This window comes from Enterobacter sp. 18A13 (assembly GCF_007035975.1).
In the GTDB taxonomy this organism is placed as follows: domain Bacteria; phylum Pseudomonadota; class Gammaproteobacteria; order Enterobacterales; family Enterobacteriaceae; genus Enterobacter; species Enterobacter vonholyi.
Genome location: NZ_AP019634.1, coordinates 1,321,755 through 1,343,129 on the forward strand (window position 1 = coordinate 1,321,755; position 21,375 = coordinate 1,343,129).

Below are 21,375 nucleotides of genomic sequence, written 5' to 3' on the forward strand. Positions count from 1 at the left end.
TTATTCACGCCACAGAATAAAGGCGCAAGCGTTGCGGAAGATATTGGGGACGATGAGAGGAAATACAAGGCCTGCCGGAAGGGCAGGCCAGAAGGATTATGGCTGGTAAATCCCAACGCCAGAATCATTTTCTTTGCGAGTACGAGAGATGACGGATTCCGGTGACTCGGCAATACGCAGGCCCATTTCGTCCTCGGTGCGGACCACTTTCGCGCGCAGCGAGTTGGTCAGCACTTCGATAATCTCGACGTCCACAAACTTACCGATCATATCCGGGGTGCCTTCAAAGTTCACCACGCGATTATTTTCGGTACGACCAGAGAGTTCCATAATGCTCTTGCGGGAGGTGCCTTCCACCAGAATGCGCTGAACGGTGCCGAGCATGCGGCGGCTCCAGGCGTTGGCCTGCTGGTTAATACGCTCCTGCAGAATATACAGACGCTGCTTTTTCTCTTCTTCCGGCACATCGTCAACCATATCGGCCGCCGGTGTCCCTGGACGCGCAGAGAAGATGAAGCTGTAGCTGACGTCAAAATTCACTTCACCGATGAGCTTCATGGTGCGCTCGAAGTCATCAGCGGTTTCGCCAGGGAAGCCGACGATAAAGTCAGAGCTAATCTGGATATCCGGACGCGCTTCACGCAGCTTGCGAATGGTGGACTTATATTCCAGCACCGTATGCGGGCGGCCCATCAGGTTCAGCACGCGGTCAGAGCCGCACTGAATCGGCAGGTGCAGGAAGCTCACCAGTTCTGGCGTATCGCGATAGACGTCAATGATGTCGTCGGTAAACTCCATCGGATGGCTGGTGGTAAAGCGAATGCGGTCGATGCCGTCAATCGCGGCCACCAGGCGCAGCAGCTCGGCAAAGCTGCCGGTCGTGCCGTCGTAGTTCTCACCGCGCCAGGCGTTAACGTTCTGGCCCAGCAGGTTCACTTCGCGCACACCCTGCGCGGCAAGCTGCGCGATTTCAAACAGAATGTCATCTGCCGGGCGGCTGACCTCTTCACCACGGGTGTACGGCACCACGCAGTACGTGCAGTATTTGTTGCAGCCCTCCATGATGGAGACGAAGGCGGTCGGGCCATCGGCACGCGGCTCAGGCAGGCGGTCGAATTTTTCGATTTCCGGGAAGCTGACGTCAACGACCGGGCTACGGTTACCGCGAACCTGATTGATCATCTCCGGCAGGCGGTGGAGGGTCTGAGGACCAAAGACAATATCCACATACGGGGCTCTCTGGCGGATCAGCTTGCCTTCCTGCGACGCGACGCAGCCGCCCACCCCAATGATCAGGTCCGGATTTTTTCGTTTGAGAAGTTTCCAGCGTCCTAATACGTGAAAGACTTTTTCCTGCGCTTTTTCACGAATCGAACAGGTGTTCAGCAGCAGCACGTCCGCTTCTTTCGCATTTTCAGTCAGCTGGTATCCGTGGGTGGTATCCAGCAGATCGGCCATCTTGGATGAATCGTATTCGTTCATCTGACAGCCCCAGGTTTTTATATGGAGTTTTTTAGTCATCGACTTGCTCAGCTCAGGATTGCAAGCCGCGTATTGTAATGCTTTGGTGGGGTTGTGACCAGTATGAAGGTTGTGTGTCTCAGGACCGCAAAAATCCGGTAAACTTAAGGGATTCTCCAATAAGGAAAATTGACCATGACACTCCTACACACCGAAGTTGCCGTTGTCGGCGGCGGTATGGTCGGCGGCGCGCTGGCGCTGGGGCTGGCGAAGCAGGGATTTGAGGTAACGATAATTGAACAGGCTGCTCCCCCGGCCTTCGATCCCGCCAGCAAACCGGATGTGCGCATATCTGCGATCAGCGCGGCGTCCGTCGATCTGCTGCGCGGGCTGGGCGTCTGGGAGGCGGTGCTGGAAATGCGAGCGCACCCCTATAGCCGTCTTGAAACCTGGGAGTGGGAAAATGCCCACGTCGCGTTTGATGCCGCTGAGCTGAAGCTGCCGCGCCTGGGCTATATGGTGGAAAACAACGTGCTCCAGCGGGCGCTCTGGCAGTCGCTGGAGGCGCATCCGCAGGTGACGCTGCGCGTGCCTGCGTCGCTTAAGGCGCTGCATCCTCACGAGAGTGGCTATCTACTGACGCTCGATAGCGGCGATGAGCTGGCCGTGAAGCTGGTTATCGGGGCGGACGGCGCCAACTCGCAGGTCAGACAGATGGCGGGTATCGGGGGGCATGCCTGGCAGTACGAGCAGTCCTGCATGCTGATTACCGTCCAGTGCGAGAATGCGCCGGGCGAGAGTACCTGGCAGCACTTTACCCCGAACGGCCCGCACGCCTTTTTACCGCTGTTCGATAACTGGGCGTCGCTGGTGTGGTACGACAAACCGGCGCGCATTCGCCAGCTGCAGGGGCTTTCAATGGAACAATTGCAGCGGGAAATTCTGCTGCATTTCCCGAGCCGTCTGGGCAACGTCACGCCGGTCGCCGCAGGGGCATTCCCGCTCACGCGTCGTCATGCGTTGCAGTATGCCCGTGAAGGGCTGGCGCTGGTGGGCGATGCGGCACACACCATTCATCCGCTGGCCGGGCAGGGCGTGAACCTGGGATATCGTGACGTCGATGCGTTACTGGATGTGCTGGGCAGCGCCCGCGAACACGCGGAAAACTGGGCCAGCCATCAGGTCCTGAAGCGTTATCAGACGCGACGCATGGCGGATAACTTTATCATGCAGTCGGGAATGGATCTGTTCTATGCCGGGTTCAGCAATGATTTAGCCCCGGTGCGCATTCTGCGTAATATTGGGTTAATGGCAGCGGAGCGTGCCGGTGGTCTGAAGCGTCAGGCGCTGAAATACGCCCTGGGACTTTAATATTTATGCCCTCTCCCCGTGGGAGAGGGCATCAGGCTACTCGATTCTGAACAACAAAAACAAAAAAGCCCGCAGAGCGGGCTTGTTTGTTACTAAGTGGCTGGGGTGCAGGGATTCGAACCCCGGAATGCTGGTATCAGAAACCAGAGCCTTACCGCTTGGCGACACCCCAATTGCGTTAAACAAACTGCTTAACGACTTTTTAAATTGGCTGGGGTACGAGGATTCGAACCTCGGAATGCCGGAATCAGAATCCGGTGCCTTACCGCTTGGCGATACCCCAACAATTTGTCTTGATTACCGAAAAATCGACAATCTTAATTTGGTGGCTACGACGGGATTCGAACCTGTGACCCCATCATTATGAGTGATGTGCTCTAACCAACTGAGCTACGTAGCCAGTACTGCAATCTTCGATGGCTGGGGTACCTGGATTCGAACCAGGGAATGCCGGTATCAAAAACCGGTGCCTTACCGCTTGGCGATACCCCAATACCGCAGAGAACCGCAAAATCGAAGAAATATGGCTGGGGTACCTGGATTCGAACCAGGGAATGCCGGTATCAAAAACCGGTGCCTTACCGCTTGGCGATACCCCATCCGTGCAACGCTTACCCGGGAATGGTGCGGGAGGCGAGACTTGAACTCGCACACCTTGCGGCGCCAGAACCTAAATCTGGTGCGTCTACCAATTTCGCCACTCCCGCAAAAAAGATGGTGGCTACGACGGGATTCGAACCTGTGACCCCATCATTATGAGTGATGTGCTCTAACCAACTGAGCTACGTAGCCATCTTTTTTCGCGTTACCTTATCGGCGTTGCGGGGCGCATTATGCGTATAGACCCTTGCAGCGTCAACACCTTTTTCAACGAAAATAGCCGGAATGTGACTGTTTGGTTAGGTTGCGAACAGCGTGACCGAATATTCGGCAATTATTGGTTATTAATCAGATTTAGGCGGTGAAATGTGAGGCAAAAAAAACAGGCCCCTGAGGGGCCTGATTGCGATCTAGGTGATTATTTGTAGGCTGACTGGTGAACGCCTACCGCGCGTCCTGATGGATCGTTCATGGATTTGAACGATTCATCCCATTCAATCGCTTTGGCAGAAGAGCAGGCGACGGAAGGGCCACCCGGTACGCACTCCGCAGCACTCGGCACCGGGAACAATTCTTCAAAAATTTCACGGTAGAGATACGCTTCTTTCGAGCCCGGCGTGTTGTACGGGAAGCGGAAGCTTGCGGTTTCCAGCTGTTGGTCAGAAACCTGTTTCGCAGCGACCTCTTTCAGGGTGTCGATCCAGCTATAACCTACACCATCGGAGAACTGCTCTTTCTGACGCCATGCCACGCTCGCCGGCAGGTAGGATTCAAAACATTCACGCAGGATATGTTTTTCCATTTTGCCGTTGCCACACATCTTGTCCTGCGGGTTGATGCGCATTGCCACGTCGAGGAATTTCTTATCCAGGAACGGCACGCGCGCTTCTACGCCCCAGGCAGACATTGCTTTGTTGGCACGCGCGCAGTCGAACATGTGCAACGCCTGCAGCTTACGCACGGTCTCTTCATGCAGCTCTTTAGCGTTTGGCGCTTTGTGGAAGTACAGGTAGCCGCCAAACACTTCGTCAGAACCTTCACCGGAGAGCACCATCTTGATGCCCATCGCCTTGATCTTACGCGACATCAGGTACATCGGCGTTGAGGCTCGGATGGTGGTCACGTCATAGGTTTCAATGTGATAGATCACATCGCGGATCGCATCCAGACCTTCCTGCACGGTGAAATGAATTTCGTGGTGCACGGTGCCGAGGTGGTTTGCCACTTCCTGCGCGGCTTTTAGATCCGGTGCCCCTTCCAGACCCACGGCAAAAGAGTGCAGCTGTGGCCACCAGGCTTCTGAGCGCTCCTGATCCTCCACGCGACGAGCCGCAAATTTCTTGGTAATGGCCGAGATCACGGAGGAGTCCAGGCCGCCGGAGAGCAGCACGCCGTAAGGTACGTCTGACATCAGGTGGCTTTTCACGGAATCTTCCAGCGCCTGACGCAGCTCGGCTTTGTCCGTGACGTTGTCTTTTACCGCGTCGTAGTCGAACCAGTCACGCTGGTAATACTGACGGATCTCGCCGTCTTTGCTCCACAGATAGCTGCCTGCCGGGAACTCTTTAATGGTGCGGCAGACCGGCACCAGGGCTTTCATCTCAGAGGCCACGTAGAAGTTGCCGTGCTCATCGTGACCCATGTACAGCGGGATAATACCGATATGGTCACGGCCAATCAGATAAGCGTCTTTTTCGCTGTCGTACAGGGCAAAAGCAAACATACCCTGCAGGTCGTCCAGGAACTCGGGACCTTTCTCCTGATACAGCGCCAGGATCACTTCACAGTCAGAACCGGTCTGGAATGCGTAGCGGTCGCCGTATTCGGCGCGCAGCGCCTGGTGGTTGTAGATCTCACCGTTGACAGCCAGCGCATGCGTTTTTTTCTCGTTATACAGCGGCTGTGCACCGGCGTTGACGTCAACAATAGACAGACGTTCGTGAGCCAGAATTGCTTTGTCACTGGCGTAAACGCCTGACCAGTCCGGGCCGCGATGGCGCATCAGGCGGGACAGTTCGAGTGCCTTTTTACGCAGTTCGCCCGCGTCAGTTTTAATATCCAGTACGCCAAAAATTGAACACATAACCTTCTCCGTTAACCCTGTTGCTTTGTAATGTTGCTTGCTTATGAAAATGCCGCAAAGGGGCAGGGCGCGCAAGCGTTTTACGGGTGAAAACGGAAATAGTGCAATAGTGATTGCGGAATAGTGAAAAAAGAGTACGCCATGAGTTCTTTTATTGATGATTATGCAATGAAATGTGCTTTTTGTTAGATGGAGTTTTATTTGTGAAGGCCATAAATGAAAAACCACGCCCTGAGGCGTGGTTCGGTATCAGATGATGTCAATTTCATCGACGGAGGGGTAAATCCAACTCGGCCGGAACGGCATCGAATCAATGTCATCAAGTTGAGAGACGCCGGACAGGACCAGAATCGTCTCCAGACCCGCCTGGAAACCGGCCAGAATATCGGTGCGCAGGTTGTCGCCGACAATAACGGTTTCTTCAGAGTGGGCCTGCATCTTGTTGAGCGCGGCACGAATGATCCACGGGCTCGGTTTACCGACCACGAACGGCTGACGCCCTGAGATTTTCTCGATACCGGCGCAGAGCGCGCCGCAGGCCGGATAAAAACCACGGCCATGCGTATCCGGGTTGGTGGCGATAAAGCGCGCACCGCTGGCGACAAAGTATGCTGCTTTATGCATCATCTCCCAGTTAAAGGAACGCGTCTCGCCGACAATCACAAAGTCCGGGTTCACGTCAGTGATGGTAAAGCCTGCTTTGTAGAGCTCGTGTATCAGCGCACCTTCACCCACCACGTAGGCTTTCTTTCCTTCCTGACGCTTCAGAAAATCCGCCGTGGCCATCGCCGAGGTATAAAACACGCTGTCCGGGACGTCGACGCCCGCCGTGGCAAAGCGGTTTGCCAGATCCTGACCGGTTTGAGAAGGGTAGTTCGTGAGCAGAACCAGTGGCATTCCTTTGTCGATGATACGGTGAAGAAACTCCGCAGCACCCGGCACGGCAACGTTGTCGTGCATCAGCACACCGTCGATATCACAAATTACGTTCTTAATGGTCATGGATATTCCGACATCAAAAAAAGAAGGCGTTACTATAAGGTTCGATCAGCTTTCCAGCAAATGCTGGAGCAGAATTCCGTTGAGCATGGCGCGTTTGACCAGCGCGAACGCGCCAATCGCCGAGCGATGGTCAAGCTTTGAACGAACCACCGGAAGATTCTGGCGGAATGCTTTCAGCGCCTGGGTGTTAATACAGCCTTCAATCGCAGGGAGCAGAACCTTTTCCGCTTCCACAATTTCACCGGCGATCACCACTTTTTGTGGGTTAAACAGGTTAATGGCGATGGCGATGGTTTTCCCCAGATGACGTCCAACCTGCTCGATCACTTCGCAGGCCAGCGCGTCGCCTTTATTAGCGGCTTTGCAGATGGTGCCTATCTTGCAGTCGTCCAGCGTGACGCGGCTTTGATAACCCTGTTCAAGCAGATGGCGAACGCGCTGCTCGATGGCCGTGTTGGCGGCGATCGTTTCAAGGCAGCCAAAGTTGCCGCAGTGGCAGCGCTCCCCGAGGGGTTCAACCTGAATGTGGCCGATCTCTCCGACGTTACCGTTGCGCCCAATAAAAATCCGGCCGTTAGAGATAATGCCTGCACCCGTACCGCGGTGGACGCGCACCAGAATAGAGTCTTCACAGTCCTGGCTCGCACCAAAGTAGTGCTCTGCCAGCGCCAGAGAGCGGATGTCGTGACCCACAAAGCAGGTCACTTTAAAACGCTTTTCCAGCGCGTCGACCAGCCCCCAGTTTTCAACCTGAATGTGCGGCATATAGCGGATCACGCCGCTTTCCGGGTCGACCAGGCCGGGCAGGATCACGGAGATGGCGATGAGTTCGCGGATCTTGCGCTGACAGCTTTCAATAAACTGCGCGATGGTATTGAGCAGCGCATGTTCCAGCGTCTCTTGGGTGCGTTCCGGAAGAGGGTAGTGTTCTTCCGCAATGGCTTTACTGCTCAGATCGTACAGCGTGAGGGTAGTGTCATGGCGGCCCAGACGGACGCCAATAGCCTGAAAATTGCGGGTTTCGGTAATAATAGAGATGGCGCGGCGGCCCCCGGTGGAGGCCTGCTGATCGACTTCTTTGATCAGACCGCGCTCAATGAGCTGGCGGGTAATTTTTGTCACGCTGGCGGGAGCAAGCTGGCTTTGTTCGGCTATCTGAATCCGCGAGATGGGGCCGTGCTGGTCAATCAGGCGGTATACCGCCGCACTGTTAAGTTGTTTAACGAGATCGACATTACCGATTTGAGCTTGTCCGCCAGGTGTCATACTTTTACTTACTCAGTGACGACCTCGTTACCATTAACGATGGTCTTAATAATTTTATAATCGTGTGTGAATGCCGTCAGGTTTGCAACCATACCTGGTGCAATTCCGCCGAGCTGTTTATCCACGCCCATTGCGCGAGCCGGATACAGGGTTGCCATACGCAGGACTTCATCAAGCGCAATCCCGCAATGTTCTACCAGGTTACGCACCCCTTCAATCATGGTCAAAGAGGAACCGCTCAGCGTACCGTTTTCATCCACACACAGTCCATTGCGGTAGTATATTGTTTTACCGGCAAAAATGAACTGCTCAATATTTGCACCTGCCGGTGCGGTGGCATCCGTCACCAGACAAAGCTTGTCACCTTTCAGCCGCTTAGCGTTGCGAATGTTGGTGTAATCGACGTGTAAGCCGTCAGCAATAATGCCGCAGTAGACGTCTGGCTCATCCAGAATCGCCCCGACCAGACCCGGTTCACGGCCTGTGATATACGGCATGGCGTTGTAAAGGTGAGTTGCGAAAGTAATTCCCGCGCGGAAACCGGCTTTCGCTTCTTTCAGCGTTGCGTTTGAGTGGCCTGCTGAAACGATAATCCCGGCGGCGGCCAGCTTGCTGATTACATCCGTACCCGTCATTTCAGGCGCCAGCGTCACTTTGGTGATCACATCGGCGTTGGCACACATGTAGTCAACCAGCTCTGCATCAGGTTTACGCACGTAGTCCGGGTTATGCGTTCCTTTCTTGACCATATTCAGCCATGGCCCTTCAAGGTGCAGACCCAGCGCCTGGTTAGGATGTTTGGCCAGGTATTCTCGCATCACGCGGATACCCTGCTTCATAAGGTCATCACTGCTGGTGATGAGCGTTGGCAGATAGCTGGTGCAGCCCGATTTCTCGTTGGCTTTCTGCATGATCTCCAGAGTTTCTACCGTCACCGCATCCGCGGTGTCATTGAATTGCACACCGCCGCAGCCGTTGAGCTGCACGTCGATGAAACCGGGGGAGATTACTGCTCCATTGAGTGAGCGCTGTTCAATCTCCGGCGGCAGTTCTGCCAGCGGGCAAACACGTTCAATCAGGCCATCAGCGATAACAATCGCATGGTCATCCAGAATTTCATGGCCGGTATAAATCCGACCGTGGGTTAAAGCGTACATAACTACCCCCGGTTAAAAAAAGCGGCCGCCTCTTGATGAAGAGGCGGTTATTCAATTACAGACCTTTGATGTTCTCAGCTTCTAACTCGTTGAAGTACTTCAGCGTTTTAACCTTCAGCTCCATCGTGGATGGTTCGTCGCAGACGATGACTGATTTCGGATGCAGCTGCAGGCAGCTTATGGTCCACATATGGTTTACGTTGCCTTCAACGGCAGCCTGGAGCGCCTGGGCTTTCACGCTGCCCAGCACCAGAATCATCACTTCTTCAGCATCCAGCAGGGTGCCTACGCCTACGGTCAGGGCGTATTTTGGAACCTGGTTAACATCGCCGTCAAAGAAGCGGGAGTTTGCCACGCGCGTGTCATGGGTCAGCGTTTTAATACGGGTGCGGGAAGCCAGAGATGACGCCGGTTCGTTAAACGCGATGTGACCATCATTACCTACACCACCCATAAACAGGTGGATCTTACCGTAAGAACGGATTTTTTCTTCATACTGACGGCATTCTGCGTCAATATCAGGCGCGTTTCCATTCAGCAGGTTAATATTTTCAGCTGGAATATCAACGTGATCAAAGAAATTACGGTGCATAAAGCTATGGTAGCTTTCCGGGTGGTCTTTCGGTAAGCCAACGTATTCATCCATGTTGAATGTCACAACATGCTTGAAGCTAACCTGGCCTGCTTTATGCATCTCAACCAGCGCCTTGTAGGCAGTCAGCGGTGTGCCGCCTGTCGGAAGTCCAAGAACGAAAGGACGATCGGCAGTTGGTTTAAAGGCGTTGATACGGTTAACGATATGGCGAGCGGCCCATTTACCAACTTGTTCAGCAGTTGCCAGGGGAATCAGTCTCATTGTTCACCTCAAGAGTTAAAGTAGAAGAGTGGGCGGATAGCTATCGGAACCTGATACTTAAGCGTAACCTGGAAACTTTCAGGCCGGATCAATCCGTCTTGATTTTTTGAATGATAAAATAAGTTTTCACTGTTAGCCAGTGCAAGGGAGGGTTAATAACGATATTTGGTGACAAAAATCACAAAAAGTACGCGTTTAATTTGCGATACGAATTAATTTTTCACACACTCACAATGCCAGTGAAGCATCAACTGTATCTATAGTTCGTGACACAATAAAAAACAGAGCTGAGAACATGCCTTAAACGGGGTCTCATAGGGGGAAGAAAGTGAGTATTCTAGGTTATTTACAAAAGGTTGGCCGCGCACTTATGGTGCCGGTCGCCACGCTGCCTGCCGCAGCCATCCTGATGGGTGTCGGCTACTGGATCGACCCCAACGGCTGGGGTAATACCAGCGCGCTGGCGGCGTTCTTTATCAAGTCAGGTTCCGCCATTATCGACAATATGTCCGTGTTGTTCGCGATTGGTGTGGCTTACGGTATGTCCAAAGACAAAGACGGTGCCGCTGCGCTGACCGGTTTTGTCGGTTTCCTCGTCTTAACCACTCTCTGCTCACCTGCAGCAGTGGCCATGATCCAAAAAATTCCGGCGGACCAGGTTCCGGCGGCATTCGGTAAGATCAGCAACCAGTTTGTCGGTATCCTTGTGGGTATCATCTCTGCCGAACTGTATAACCGCTTCAGCAGCGTAGAGCTGCCAAAAGCGCTCTCCTTCTTTAGCGGCCGCCGTCTGGTCCCTATCCTGACCTCGTTTGTGATGATCGTTGTCGCGTTCATCATGATGTACGTCTGGCCGATGATTTTCGACGGTCTGGTGAACTTCGGTGAGCACATCCAGAAACTGGGTTCTGTCGGTGCGGGCGTGTACGCGTTCTTCAACCGTCTGCTGATCCCGGTTGGTCTGCACCACGCGCTGAACTCCGTGTTCTGGTTCGACGTTGCCGGTATTAACGATATCCCTAACTTCCTGGGTGGCGCACAGTCCATCGAAGCAGGTAAAGCGGTTGTCGGTATCACCGGTCGTTACCAGGCGGGCTTCTTCCCGATCATGATGTTTGGTCTACCGGGTGCTGCGCTGGCTATCTACCACTGCGCGCGTCCAGAGAATAAAGCGAAAGTGCTGGGTATCATGATGGCGGGCGCGTTCGCGGCCTTCTTCACCGGTATCACCGAGCCGCTGGAGTTCTCCTTCATGTTCGTGGCGCCGGTTCTGTATGTGATCCACGCCGTGCTGACCGGTATCTCCGTGTTCATCGCTGCCAGCATGCAGTGGATTGCCGGTTTCGGCTTCAGCGCCGGTCTGGTGGATATGGTGCTTTCGTCCCGTAACCCGCTGGCGACCCACTGGTGGATGCTGATCCCGCAAGGTCTGGTGTTCTTCGCGATCTACTACGTAGTGTTCCGTTTCACTATCACCAAATTTAACCTCATGACACCGGGTCGTGAACTGGCCGTGGCCGGTAGCGAAGCGGATGGTCAGGATGTGAACGTGAGCGGTGCTCAGGACCAGGACGTTTCAGGTCTGGCGCGTCAGTACATCGCCGCAGTAGGCGGTTCTGACAACCTGACCGGTATCGATGCCTGTATCACTCGTCTGCGTCTGAACGTCAAAGACTCTTCCCTGGTGAACGAAGCGCTGGCCAAACGTCTGGGCGCGTCCGGTGTTATCCGCCTGAACAAAACCAGCGTGCAGATTATCGTTGGCTTTGTGGCAGAGAAAATTGCTAATGCCATGAAAACTACCGGCCCGGTAGCCGCAGCAGAAGCTTCTGTCGCACCTGCCGCCGCGCCAGCGGCTGCAAAACCGCAGGCGGTACCCAACGCCAAAACGATAGCCGCGCTGGTTTCACCGGTAACCGGTGAAGTCGTTGCGATTGAGCAGGTGCCTGACGAAGCCTTCGCCAGCAAAGCGGTCGGTGACGGTGTGGCGGTGAAACCAACGGACAAAACCGTTGTGTCTCCGGCTGCCGGTACCATCGTGAAAATCTTCAACACCAACCATGCGTTCTGCCTCGAAACCGAAAATGGCGCGGAGATCGTTGTCCATATGGGTATCGATACCGTTGCGCTGAACGGCCAGGGCTTTACTCGTCTGGTGGAAGAGGGCGCTGAAGTGGTGGCTGGGCAGCCGATTCTGGTAATGGATCTGGACTTCCTGAACGCCAACGCGCGCTCCATGATAAGTCCGGTCGTTTGCAGCAACATCGACGACTTCAGCGGCCTGGTCATTCAGGCGAAAGGTCAGGTTGTTGCGGGTCAAACACCGCTGTACGAGATTAAAGGCAAGTAATCGCTCCTGAGTAGAGTCATGCCTTAAGCGGCGGGGGAGATCCTCCGCCGCTTTTTTTTGCAGCAAATGCCCCCATTATTTTCTTCAGAGACGTTTTAAGGGTTGTCACTACGTCCGGCTTATAAGATCATATGCCGTTATACGTTGTTTACGCTTTGAGGAATCCACGATGAGTGAGGCTGAAGCCCGCCCGAGTAACTTTATTCGTCAGATCATCGATGAAGATCTGGCCAGTGGTAAGCACACCACAATTCATACCCGCTTTCCGCCGGAGCCGAACGGCTACCTGCATATCGGGCATGCGAAGTCCATCTGCCTGAACTTTGGCATTGCGCAAGACTACCAGGGACAGTGCAACCTGCGTTTCGATGACACCAACCCAGTAAAAGAAGACATCGAATACGTTGAGTCCATTAAGAACGACGTGCAATGGCTGGGCTTCAACTGGTCTGGCGATATCTGCTACTCCTCTGACTATTTTGATCAGCTGTACACCTATGCGGTAGAGCTTATCAACAAGGGTCTGGCGTATGTCGACGAGCTGTCTGCTGACGAGATCCGTGAGTATCGCGGTACGCTGACCGCACCGGGCAAAAACAGCCCGTTCCGCGACCGCAGCGTGGAAGAGAACCTGGCGCTGTTTGAAAAAATGCGTGCCGGTGGCTTCGAAGAAGGCAAAGCGTGCCTGCGTGCCAAAATCGACATGGCGTCTCCGTTTATCGTGATGCGCGATCCGGTGCTGTACCGCATTAAGTTTGCGGAACACCACCAGACCGGCAACAAGTGGTGCATCTACCCGATGTACGACTTTACCCACTGCATCAGCGATGCGCTGGAAGGCATTACGCACTCCCTGTGTACGCTGGAGTTCCAGGACAACCGTCGTCTGTACGACTGGGTTCTGGATAACATCACCATTCCTGTGCATCCGCGCCAGTACGAGTTCTCTCGCCTGAACCTGGAATACACCGTGATGTCCAAGCGTAAGCTGAACCTGCTGGTGACCGACAAGCACGTTGAGGGCTGGGATGATCCACGTATGCCTACCATTTCTGGTCTGCGTCGTCGTGGTTACACTGCCGCCTCTATTCGTGAGTTCTGCAAACGTATCGGCGTGACCAAGCAGGACAACACCATCGAGATGGCGTCTCTTGAATCATGCATTCGCGAAGATCTCAACGAAAACGCTCCGCGCGCGATGGCGGTTATCGATCCGGTGAAACTGGTTATCGAAAACTATCCGCAGGGTGAAAGCGAGCTGGTCTCCATGCCTAACCATCCGAACAAGCCGGAAATGGGAAGCCGTGACGTGCCGTTCAGCGGCGAGATCTGGATTGACCGCGCTGACTTCCGCGAAGAAGCCAACAAGCAGTACAAGCGTCTGGTGCTGGGTAAAGAAGTGCGTCTGCGTAATGCCTACGTCATCAAAGCCGAGCGCGTTGAGAAAGATGCAGAAGGGAATATCACCACCATCTTCTGTTCTTATGATGCTGAAACGTTGAGCAAAGATCCTGCGGATGGCCGCAAGGTGAAAGGCGTTATCCACTGGGTGAGCGCATCCCACGCGCTGCCGGTAGAAATTCGTCTGTACGATCGTCTGTTCAGCGTGCCTAACCCTGGTGCTGCGGAAGACTTCCTGGCGACCATCAACCCGGAATCTTTGGTGATTAAGCAGGGTTATGCGGAGCCTTCTCTGAAAAACGCTGAAGCAGGCAAAGCGTTCCAGTTCGAACGTGAAGGTTACTTCTGCCTGGACAGCCGTCACAGCACGGCAGAAAAACCGGTATTTAACCGTACCGTAGGTCTGCGTGATACCTGGACGAAGATCGGCGAATAATATTGCTGGTCTGGTCAATGAGAGACAAACGCCGCACTATGCGGCGTTTTTTTATTTAACGATCAGGGTATTAAGCCAGGGCCTAAAAAGGTGTGATAAAAATATCAGGTCAATGAGGTGCTACTTATTTTTCAAAAAAAAGTTTGTGTCATTAGGAAAAACAAAAAGGTTATAAGAAAGGGAAGATGTTTCTCGTCTAGCCACTGAAATAATTGAAAATTCCCCGCCATTCCTCGCCTCCCTGCAAATGTTACAAAGCACTACTGATTATGTGCACTTCGTCATAATCCTGACTTTTGTCCGCTAAAAAGCATTGATAATTCGCGTCGCGAAAAATAATCTAACGACGGTAGTTAATTCGAGGGTATTTAAAACTACCCCTGACCATTTGGTCTTTTTTATTTACGCCGTTTCAGGCGTTTTAATTCGTCAAAGAGGAATAATCTATGCGTACGTTCAGTGGCAAACGTAGTGCGCTGGCGCTGGCTATTGCCGGTGTGACAGCAATGTCGGGCCTGGTGGTGACACCAGAGGCGAAAGCGGCGGGCTTCATCGACGATTCTACCCTCACGGGCGGTATCTATTACTGGCAGCGTGAACGTGACCGTAAAGACGTCACCGAAGACAAATACAAAACCAACCTTTCTCATTCCACCTGGAACGCCAACCTGGACTTCCAGTCAGGCTATGCCGCGGATATGTTCGGTCTGGATATTGCTGCGTTTACCGCGATTGAAATGGCGGAAAACGGCGACAGCGCCCACCCGAACGAAATTGCCTTCTCCTCCAGCAATAAAGCGTATAAAGAAGACTGGTCCGGGGATAAGAGCGGCATCAGCCTGTACAAAGCCGCTGCAAAATTTAAATACGGTCCGGTATGGGCGCGCGGTGGTTATATTCAGCCAACTGGCCAGACCCTGTTAGCACCGCACTGGAGTTTTATGCCGGGTACCTATCAGGGTGCGGAAGCCGGGGCGAACTTTGACTACGGTGATGCGGGTGCGTTGAGCTTCTCCTATATGTGGACCAACGAGTACAAAGCACCCTGGCACATCGAGATGGACAAGTTCTACCAGAACGATAAGAAAACCAAAGTCGATTATCTCCACTCGCTGGGGGCGAAATACGACTTCAAAAACGATCTGGTTCTCGAAGCAGCATTTGGCCAGGCGCAAGGGTATATCGATCAGTACTTTGCCAAGGCCAGCTATAAGTTTGATGTCGCGGGTAGCCCGCTGAGTACCAGCTATCAGTTCTACGGTACGCGCGACAAAGTCAGCAACGGTGGCGTCAATGACATTTATGATGGCACCGCGTGGCTGCAGGCGCTAACCTTCGGCTATAAGGTCGGTCAGGTTGATTTACGTCTGGAAGGAACATGGGTGAAGGCGGAAGGGCAGCAGGGCTACTTCCTGCAGCGTATGACCCCGACCTATGCCTCATCCAACGGTCGTCTTGATATCTGGTGGGATAACCGCTCAGACTTCAACGCCGACGGCGAGAAAGCGGTCTTCTTCGGCGCAATGTACGACCTGAAAAACTGGAACCTGCCTGGCTGGGCGGTGGGCGCTTCTTACGCTTACGCCTGGGATGCAAAACCTGCCGATATGGCAACTCCGGACGCATACTACGATCCCAACTATCGCCTGAAAGAGTCTTCTTACAGCCTCGATGCTATCTATACCCTGCAGGATGGCCGCGCGAAAGGCACAATGTTCAAACTGCACTTCACTCAATATGACAACCACTCCGATATCCCGAGCTACGCGGGCGGTTACGGCAACATCTTCCAGGATGAACGTGACGTGAAATTCATGGTTATCGCACCGTTCACTATCTTCTGATGAATCTTCCGGCGGGTTAGATCCCGCCGGACCGGAGACTGCATATGATGAAAAAAATCGTAATCGTCGCGTTACTGGCATCAGGGCTGGTGGCGTGTGCTCAGAGTGAGGCACCGAAAGAAGATTCCCGGCTGAAGGAGGCCTATAGCGCCTGTATTAATACAGCAGAAGGATCGCCGGAGAAAATTGACGCCTGTCAGAGCGTGCTGAACGTGCTGAAGAAAGAGAAAGCGCATGAGCAGTTTGCGACGCGGGAGAATGTCCGCGTGATGGATTACCAGGCCTGTATCCAGGCGCGTAAAACCGGTAACGATCAGGAAGTGACCAAGCGTTGCGATAAGATCTGGAACGAGATACGCAACAATAATAAATAAGTTGCTTTACGCCCGGTGGCGCTGCGCTTACCGGGCTTTTTTCTGGCAAAAAAAAGCCAACCTTTCGGCTGGCTCAGAGTATGAACACTTGATTATTTTGCGTCGTGCGCGTGGTCATCTTCGCGGCAGTCGCCTTCAGCGCAGTGACCGTAAAGATACAGGCTGTGGTTGGTCAGGCGGATACCGTGACGCGCGGCGATTTCACGCTGGCGCGCTTCGATGGAATCATCGCTGAATTCAATGACCTTGCCGCAGTCGAGGCAGATCAAATGATCGTGGTGCTGCTGCTGGGTCAGTTCGAAAACAGATTTACCGCCTTCGAAATTATGACGGGTGACAATGCCCGCGTCATCAAACTGGTTCAGCACGCGATAGACGGTAGCCAGCCCAATCTCTTCACCCATGTCGATAAGACGTTTATAAAGGTCTTCCGCACTGACATGGTGATTGTCTGGACCCTGAAGCACTTCGAGGATTTTTAACCGAGGAAGCGTAACTTTCAGGCCAGCCTTCTTTAATGCGGTATTGTTGTCAGTCATGCGGAATCTGTCCTGTTGCTAAACGATTCACTTCTGTAGGAAGTGACAGAAAATGCACCTGGGATAATGCGTCTCATTATAGAACTGCCATGGCTAAATGAAAACTGCAAGTCTCAGGCAAAATATGCTTATAAAAATGGGGTATCACCAACAAACTTGCTCGATGGAAAACCACATTTTATCAGGGAGACATTGTACAGGTCTGGGCGAAAAAGTTAAAAGATTGTAGCAATTAATTTAATCGGTTTGACCTGGTGCACGGGCGCAACCGCCGTTGCGCCGCGAGAAAAATCAGGCGTTAAGAATATCGTCCAGGTGCAGCTCTTCACGGATCTGCTTAACCCATTTCTCAACGCGCTCTGCGGTCAGTTCTGGCTGACGGTCTTCGTCGATGGCCAGACCCACGAAATGATCGTCATCGGCCAGGCCTTTAGACGCTTCGAAGTGGTAACCAGCGGTCGGCCAGTGGCCTACGATAACCGCGCCATTCGGCTCAATGATGTCGCGGATGGTACCCAGCGCGTCACAGAAATACTCAGCGTAGTCTTCCTGGTCACCGCAGCCAAACAGGGCAACTAGCTTACCGTTGAAGTCCACTTCTTCCAGCGTCGGGAAGAAATCATCCCAGTCGCACTGGGCTTCACCGTAGTACCAGGTTGGGATACCCAGCAGCAGAATATCATAGCCTTCCAGATCTTCTTTGCTGCTCTTGGCAATGTCATGCACATCAGCAACGTCTTTACCGAGCTGTTTTTGAATGTTTTTTGCGATATTTTCGGTATTGCCGGTATCACTGCCAAAGAAAATGCCGATGATTGCCATGAGTAAAATAACCTCTTGAAACTTAATAGTATGGTGGCGCAATTCGGCCACGGATAAGGGCAATAATAGCAGAACTGGCAACCCTGCGGAAACAGCTATCGCGCAGGACTGCACTCTGTGCTACATGAAAAGGGTAATAAAGGGGATTTTCAGACTTATGCCTGGCTGCGCAACGTCTCAAGCTGGGCGATTAACATCTCTTCAATGAGCTCGCTGCGGCTGATATTTCGCGCGTCAGCCAGCTCGTTCAGCGCATCGACGGCGTCGGCGTTAAGCTTCAGTTCGACACGCTTAAGCCCGCGATTTTTATCGCGTTTAAGCTGATTGCGTTTATTGATACGCAGCTGTTCATCGCGCGAAAGCGGATTCGTCTTCGGTCGTCCCGGGCGACGCTCATTCGCGAACAGATCTAGTGTCGTACGGTCCGTTTGTTCTTTGGCCATGATTCTGAGACTTCGGGGGAAACACGCCGCCCTGCTAATGCCCGGGCGATAAGCGCGCCATCATACATCACCAAAAACGGCACGCCAACGACTGGAAGCCCGCAGCCTTCCAGTCGCTTTCTTTTTAATCAATTTGTCGTATCAGCGAGATAGCGGCGAATGGCGCGCAGCACGGCATCGGGTTTTTCTGCGTGCACCCAGTGTCCGGCACCGGCAATCACGTGGGCGCGAGCCTGCGGGAATTGGGCCAGCAGCGTGTCGCGGTACGCGTCGGTAACGTAAGGAGAGTTACCGCCGCGAATAAAGAGGGTAGGGTGCGGCCAGGCGGGGACGGTTTCCCAGCCCACGATGTTGTTGTACTGGTTCCAGAGCACCGGCACGTTAAAACGCCATTGGCCGTCAACAAACGACTTCAGCAGGAACTGGACTACGCCTTCTTCATCAAGATGCTCACGCATGACGGCAGCCGCCTGTTGGCGAGTCGCGACGCCCGCTTCGGTGACCGCATTGATGGCGGCAAAAATTTCGTCGTGGCGGCGGACGTCGTAATCCACGGGCGCAACATCAATTACAATCAGGCCGTTAATACGCTCCGGGGCCAGTGCCGTCAGGGCCATCACTGCTTTGCCACCCATTGAATGCCCGATGAGGGTCACCTTTTGCAGGTCGTTGGCATCCAGCGTATCCAGCAGATCCTGCGCCATTGCCGCGTAGGTCATCTCGTCGGAACGGCCGGAAAGACCGTGATTGCGCATATCGACCTGTAAAATATCGTGGTCAGTAACCAGATCGCGCGCCAGCACGCCCAGGTTATCCAGGCTGCCAAAAAGCCCGTGAACCAGTACGATGGGAGAATTATTGTTCGGCGATTGTGCAGTTTGCGCTCGGGTATTCAATTTCATGGCAAAGTTCTTTTTTTACGTATGTCAGGTTAGGGTATCATGTTGACCATTCTGCCGCCCGGCTGCAAGGTTCCAGTTTAATCTGACTTTTGCCGCCAACCTGGTTTGACGCTATCCGCTGTTGGGATTTGACCTTATAATCCCAATGACTTGTATTCAGATAAGATATCGCACTGGATTAAGATGAAAACAATCGAAGTTGATGACGAACTCTATCAGTATATTGCCAGCCAGACGCGGCATATCGGGGAGAGCGCGTCCGACATTTTACGGCGCATGCTTAAAATTTCCGCCGCTTCACAGCCTGCTACCCCAGTCACCAAAGATGTCGTGTCTCAGCCAAGCGTTGTTGCACAAGCAAAACCTGCCGTGACGCCGGCAAAAGATAAAGTGCGCGCGATGCGCGAGCTGCTCCTTTCCGATGAATACGCGGAGCAGAAAAAGGCGGTTAACCGCTTTATGCTGGTGCTGTCTACACTTTACTCACTGGATAACAAAGCGTTTGCTGAAGCGACCGAGTCGCTGCACGGTCGTACTCGCGTCTATTTCGCGGGCGACGAGCAGACGCTGCTGCAAAATGGCAATCAAACCAAACCCAAACATGTTCCTGGCACCCCGTACTGGGTGATCACCAATACCAATACGGGCCGCAAGTGCAGCATGATTGAACACATCATGCAGTCCATGCAGTTCCCGGCGGAATTGATTGAAAAGGTTTGCGGTACAATTTAACCCTTGCATCAGAAGGACCCGGTAATGGCAAATCACAGCCGTGCAGGCCAACCTGCACAACAAAGCGATTTGATTAACGTCGCTCAGCTGACCGCGCAGTATTACGTGCTGAAGCCGGTCGTGGGCAACGCAGAACACGCAGTGAAGTTTGGTACATCTGGTCACCGCGGCAGCGCGGCGCGCCACAGCTTTAACGAACCGCACATTCTGGCCATTGCTCAGGCCATTGCGGAAGAGCGCGCTAAAAACGGCGTTACCGGTCCGTGCTACGTGGGGAAAGATACCCATGCCCTGTCTGAACCGGCGTTCATCTCTGTTGTGGAAGTGCTGGCGGCAAACGGTGTCGATGTGATTGTTCAGGAGAACAACGGCTTCACCCCAACGCCTGCGGTCTCTAACGCCATCCTGGTGCACAACAAAAAAGGTGGCGCGCTGGCTGACGGTATCGTTATCACGCCATCCCACAACCCGCCGGAAGACGGTGGTATCAAATATAACCCGCCTAACGGTGGCCCGGCAGATACCAACGTCACCAAAGTGGTGGAGGATCGCGCGAACGCGCTGCTGGCTGATGACCTGAAAGGCGTGAAGCGCATCTCTCTGGATGCGGCCATGGCGTCCGGCCACGTGAAAGAGCTGGATCTGGTTCAGCCGTTCGTGGAAGGCCTGGCGGATATCGTCGATATGGCGGCCATCCAGAAAGCCGGCCTCAAGCTGGGCGTGGATCCGCTGGGCGGCTCCGGTATCGAATACTGGAAACGTATCGCCGAGCACTACAAGCTGGATCTGACCATCGTGAACGATCACGTCGATCAGACCTTCCGCTTTATGCATCTGGACAAAGACGGCGCGATCCGTATGGACTGCTCCTCCGAGTGCGCGATGGCGGGCCTGCTGGCGCTGCGTGATAAATTCGATCTGGCGTTTGCTAACGACCCCGATTATGACCGTCACGGTATCGTCACCCCAGCCGGGCTGATGAACCCGAATCACTATCTTGCGGTCGCAATTAACTATCTGTTCCAGCACCGTCCGCAGTGGGGCAAAGAGGTGGCTGTCGGTAAAACGCTGGTTTCCTCGGCGATGATCGACCGCGTGGTTGAGGCGCTGGGCCGCAAGCTGGTGGAAGTGCCGGTGGGCTTCAAATGGTTTGTTGACGGTCTGCACGACGGCAGCTTCGGCTTCGGCGGTGAAGAGAGTGCGGGCGCATCTTTCCTGCGTTTCGACGGCACGCCATGGTCAACCGATAAAGACGGCATCATCATGTGCCTGCTGGCGGCGGAAATCACCGCGGTCACCGGTAAGAACCCGCAGGAACATTACAACGAGCTGGCGGCACGCTTTGGTGCACCAAGCTATAACCGTATTCAGGCCAGCGCGACGTCAGCCCAGAAAGCGGCCCTCTCCAAACTCTCACCGGAGATGGTCAGCGCAAGCACCCTGGCGGGCGACCCGATCACCGCACGTCTGACGGCGGCACCGGGTAACGGCGCCTCCATTGGTGGACTGAAAGTGATGACCGAAAACGGCTGGTTCGCCGCGCGTCCATCCGGCACGGAAGATGCGTATAAAATCTATTGCGAAAGTTTCCTCGGCGCTGAGCATCGTCAGCAGATTGAGAAAGAAGCGGTAGAGATTGTCAGCGAAGTGCTGAAAAACGCGTAAGTGCGGTTTGGGTGCGGGCTGATGCCCTCATCCTGACCCTCTCCCGAAGGGAGAGGGAGAAAACAATAAAA

The 21,375-nt window shown here is 53.8% G+C and carries 17 protein-coding genes and 7 tRNA genes; 7 read left to right on the top strand and 17 right to left on the bottom strand.

Annotated elements, in window-relative coordinates; genetic code table 11:
- Nucleotides 1-96: 96 nt before the first annotated feature.
- Nucleotides 97-1,521 (bottom strand): tRNA (N6-isopentenyl adenosine(37)-C2)-methylthiotransferase MiaB, encoded by a 1,425-nt coding sequence (gene miaB / locus FOY93_RS06430; RefSeq protein WP_111964387.1) that lies wholly within the window; start codon nt 1,519-1,521, stop codon nt 97-99.
- 135 nt (nt 1,522-1,656) lie between these two features.
- Between miaB and ubiF the strand changes: the two genes are divergently transcribed.
- Nucleotides 1,657-2,832, top strand: coding sequence for a 3-demethoxyubiquinol 3-hydroxylase (gene ubiF / locus FOY93_RS06435; RefSeq protein WP_136195350.1), 1,176 nt, complete (start codon nt 1,657-1,659; stop codon nt 2,830-2,832).
- A gap of 97 nt (nt 2,833-2,929) precedes the next feature.
- Here the strand turns inward: ubiF and FOY93_RS06440 are convergent.
- The 12 genes from FOY93_RS06440 to nagB all read right to left on the bottom strand — a co-directional run bounded on the left by FOY93_RS06440 (nt 2,930) and on the right by nagB (nt 9,796).
- Nucleotides 2,930-3,004: transfer RNA gene (locus FOY93_RS06440), tRNA-Gln, on the bottom strand.
- Between the two features lie 36 nt (nt 3,005-3,040).
- A tRNA-Gln gene (locus tag FOY93_RS06445) sits at nt 3,041-3,115 on the bottom strand.
- Nucleotides 3,116-3,155: 40 nt separating this feature from the next.
- Nucleotides 3,156-3,232, bottom strand: a tRNA-Met gene (locus FOY93_RS06450).
- 17 nt (nt 3,233-3,249) lie between these two features.
- A tRNA-Gln gene (locus FOY93_RS06455) sits at nt 3,250-3,324 on the bottom strand.
- A gap of 32 nt (nt 3,325-3,356) precedes the next feature.
- Nucleotides 3,357-3,431 (bottom strand) — tRNA-Gln (locus FOY93_RS06460).
- Between the two features lie 23 nt (nt 3,432-3,454).
- Nucleotides 3,455-3,539, bottom strand: a tRNA-Leu gene (locus tag FOY93_RS06465).
- An 8-nt stretch (nt 3,540-3,547) separates the two neighbouring features.
- Nucleotides 3,548-3,624, bottom strand: a tRNA-Met gene (locus FOY93_RS06470).
- A 226-nt stretch (nt 3,625-3,850) separates the two neighbouring features.
- Nucleotides 3,851-5,515, bottom strand: coding sequence for an asparagine synthase B (gene asnB, locus FOY93_RS06475; protein ID WP_010428626.1), 1,665 nt, complete (start codon nt 5,513-5,515; stop codon nt 3,851-3,853).
- Between the two features lie 249 nt (nt 5,516-5,764).
- Nucleotides 5,765-6,517: a ribonucleotide monophosphatase NagD gene (gene nagD, locus FOY93_RS06480; RefSeq protein ID WP_023310763.1), complete on the bottom strand. Its 753-nt coding sequence runs from the start codon at nt 6,515-6,517 to the stop codon at nt 5,765-5,767.
- 45 nt (nt 6,518-6,562) lie between these two features.
- Complete coding sequence (gene nagC, locus FOY93_RS06485; protein ID WP_021242995.1) at nt 6,563-7,783, bottom strand: DNA-binding transcriptional regulator NagC; 1,221 nt, start codon at nt 7,781-7,783, stop codon at nt 6,563-6,565.
- Between the two features lie 8 nt (nt 7,784-7,791).
- A complete protein-coding gene (nagA, locus tag FOY93_RS06490) occupies nt 7,792-8,940 on the bottom strand; it encodes an N-acetylglucosamine-6-phosphate deacetylase (protein ID WP_111964385.1) in 1,149 nt (382 codons plus the stop codon).
- Between the two features lie 55 nt (nt 8,941-8,995).
- The gene (gene nagB, locus FOY93_RS06495) at nt 8,996-9,796 is read right to left on the bottom strand and encodes a glucosamine-6-phosphate deaminase (protein WP_013097568.1); all 801 of its coding nucleotides are present in this window, start codon (nt 9,794-9,796) and stop codon (nt 8,996-8,998) included.
- A gap of 328 nt (nt 9,797-10,124) precedes the next feature.
- On the opposite strand from nagB, the gene nagE reads away from it, so the two are divergent.
- The 4 genes from nagE to chiQ all read left to right on the top strand — a co-directional run bounded on the left by nagE (nt 10,125) and on the right by chiQ (nt 16,201).
- Nucleotides 10,125-12,146, top strand: coding sequence for an N-acetylglucosamine-specific PTS transporter subunit IIBC (nagE, locus tag FOY93_RS06500; RefSeq protein ID WP_143344832.1), 2,022 nt, complete (start codon nt 10,125-10,127; stop codon nt 12,144-12,146).
- A gap of 169 nt (nt 12,147-12,315) precedes the next feature.
- Nucleotides 12,316-13,983: a glutamine--tRNA ligase gene (glnS, locus tag FOY93_RS06505; RefSeq protein WP_143344833.1), complete on the top strand. Its 1,668-nt coding sequence runs from the start codon at nt 12,316-12,318 to the stop codon at nt 13,981-13,983.
- A 446-nt stretch (nt 13,984-14,429) separates the two neighbouring features.
- A complete protein-coding gene (gene chiP / locus FOY93_RS06510) occupies nt 14,430-15,827 on the top strand; it encodes a chitoporin ChiP (RefSeq protein ID WP_032661118.1) in 1,398 nt (465 codons plus the stop codon).
- Between the two features lie 47 nt (nt 15,828-15,874).
- Nucleotides 15,875-16,201 carry a ChiQ/YbfN family lipoprotein gene (gene chiQ / locus FOY93_RS06515; RefSeq protein ID WP_133295410.1) on the top strand — a complete coding sequence of 109 codons (327 nt, stop codon included), beginning with the start codon at nt 15,875-15,877 and terminating at the stop codon, nt 16,199-16,201.
- A gap of 92 nt (nt 16,202-16,293) precedes the next feature.
- Here chiQ and fur read toward each other — a convergent pair whose 3' ends face one another.
- The 4 genes from fur to ybfF all read right to left on the bottom strand — a co-directional run bounded on the left by fur (nt 16,294) and on the right by ybfF (nt 18,907).
- Nucleotides 16,294-16,740 carry a ferric iron uptake transcriptional regulator gene (fur, locus tag FOY93_RS06520; protein ID WP_014169146.1) on the bottom strand — a complete coding sequence of 149 codons (447 nt, stop codon included), beginning with the start codon at nt 16,738-16,740 and terminating at the stop codon, nt 16,294-16,296.
- Between the two features lie 291 nt (nt 16,741-17,031).
- A complete protein-coding gene (gene fldA / locus FOY93_RS06525; protein ID WP_008501067.1) occupies nt 17,032-17,562 on the bottom strand; it encodes a flavodoxin FldA in 531 nt (176 codons plus the stop codon).
- 155 nt (nt 17,563-17,717) lie between these two features.
- On the bottom strand, nt 17,718-18,005 hold the full coding sequence (ybfE, locus tag FOY93_RS06530) for a LexA regulated protein (protein WP_023334913.1): 288 nt from the start codon (nt 18,003-18,005) through the stop codon (nt 17,718-17,720).
- 128 nt (nt 18,006-18,133) lie between these two features.
- A complete protein-coding gene (gene ybfF / locus FOY93_RS06535) occupies nt 18,134-18,907 on the bottom strand; it encodes an esterase (protein ID WP_115874502.1) in 774 nt (257 codons plus the stop codon).
- Nucleotides 18,908-19,090: 183 nt separating this feature from the next.
- Here ybfF and seqA point away from each other — a divergent pair, with 183 nt between their 5' ends.
- Nucleotides 19,091-19,639: a replication initiation negative regulator SeqA gene (gene seqA, locus FOY93_RS06540; RefSeq protein ID WP_008501070.1), complete on the top strand. Its 549-nt coding sequence runs from the start codon at nt 19,091-19,093 to the stop codon at nt 19,637-19,639.
- 24 nt (nt 19,640-19,663) lie between these two features.
- Entirely contained in the window at nt 19,664-21,304 is a 1,641-nt protein-coding gene (gene pgm, locus FOY93_RS06545) for a phosphoglucomutase (alpha-D-glucose-1,6-bisphosphate-dependent) (protein WP_111964379.1), read from the top strand.
- Nucleotides 21,305-21,375: the final 71 nt, after the last annotated feature.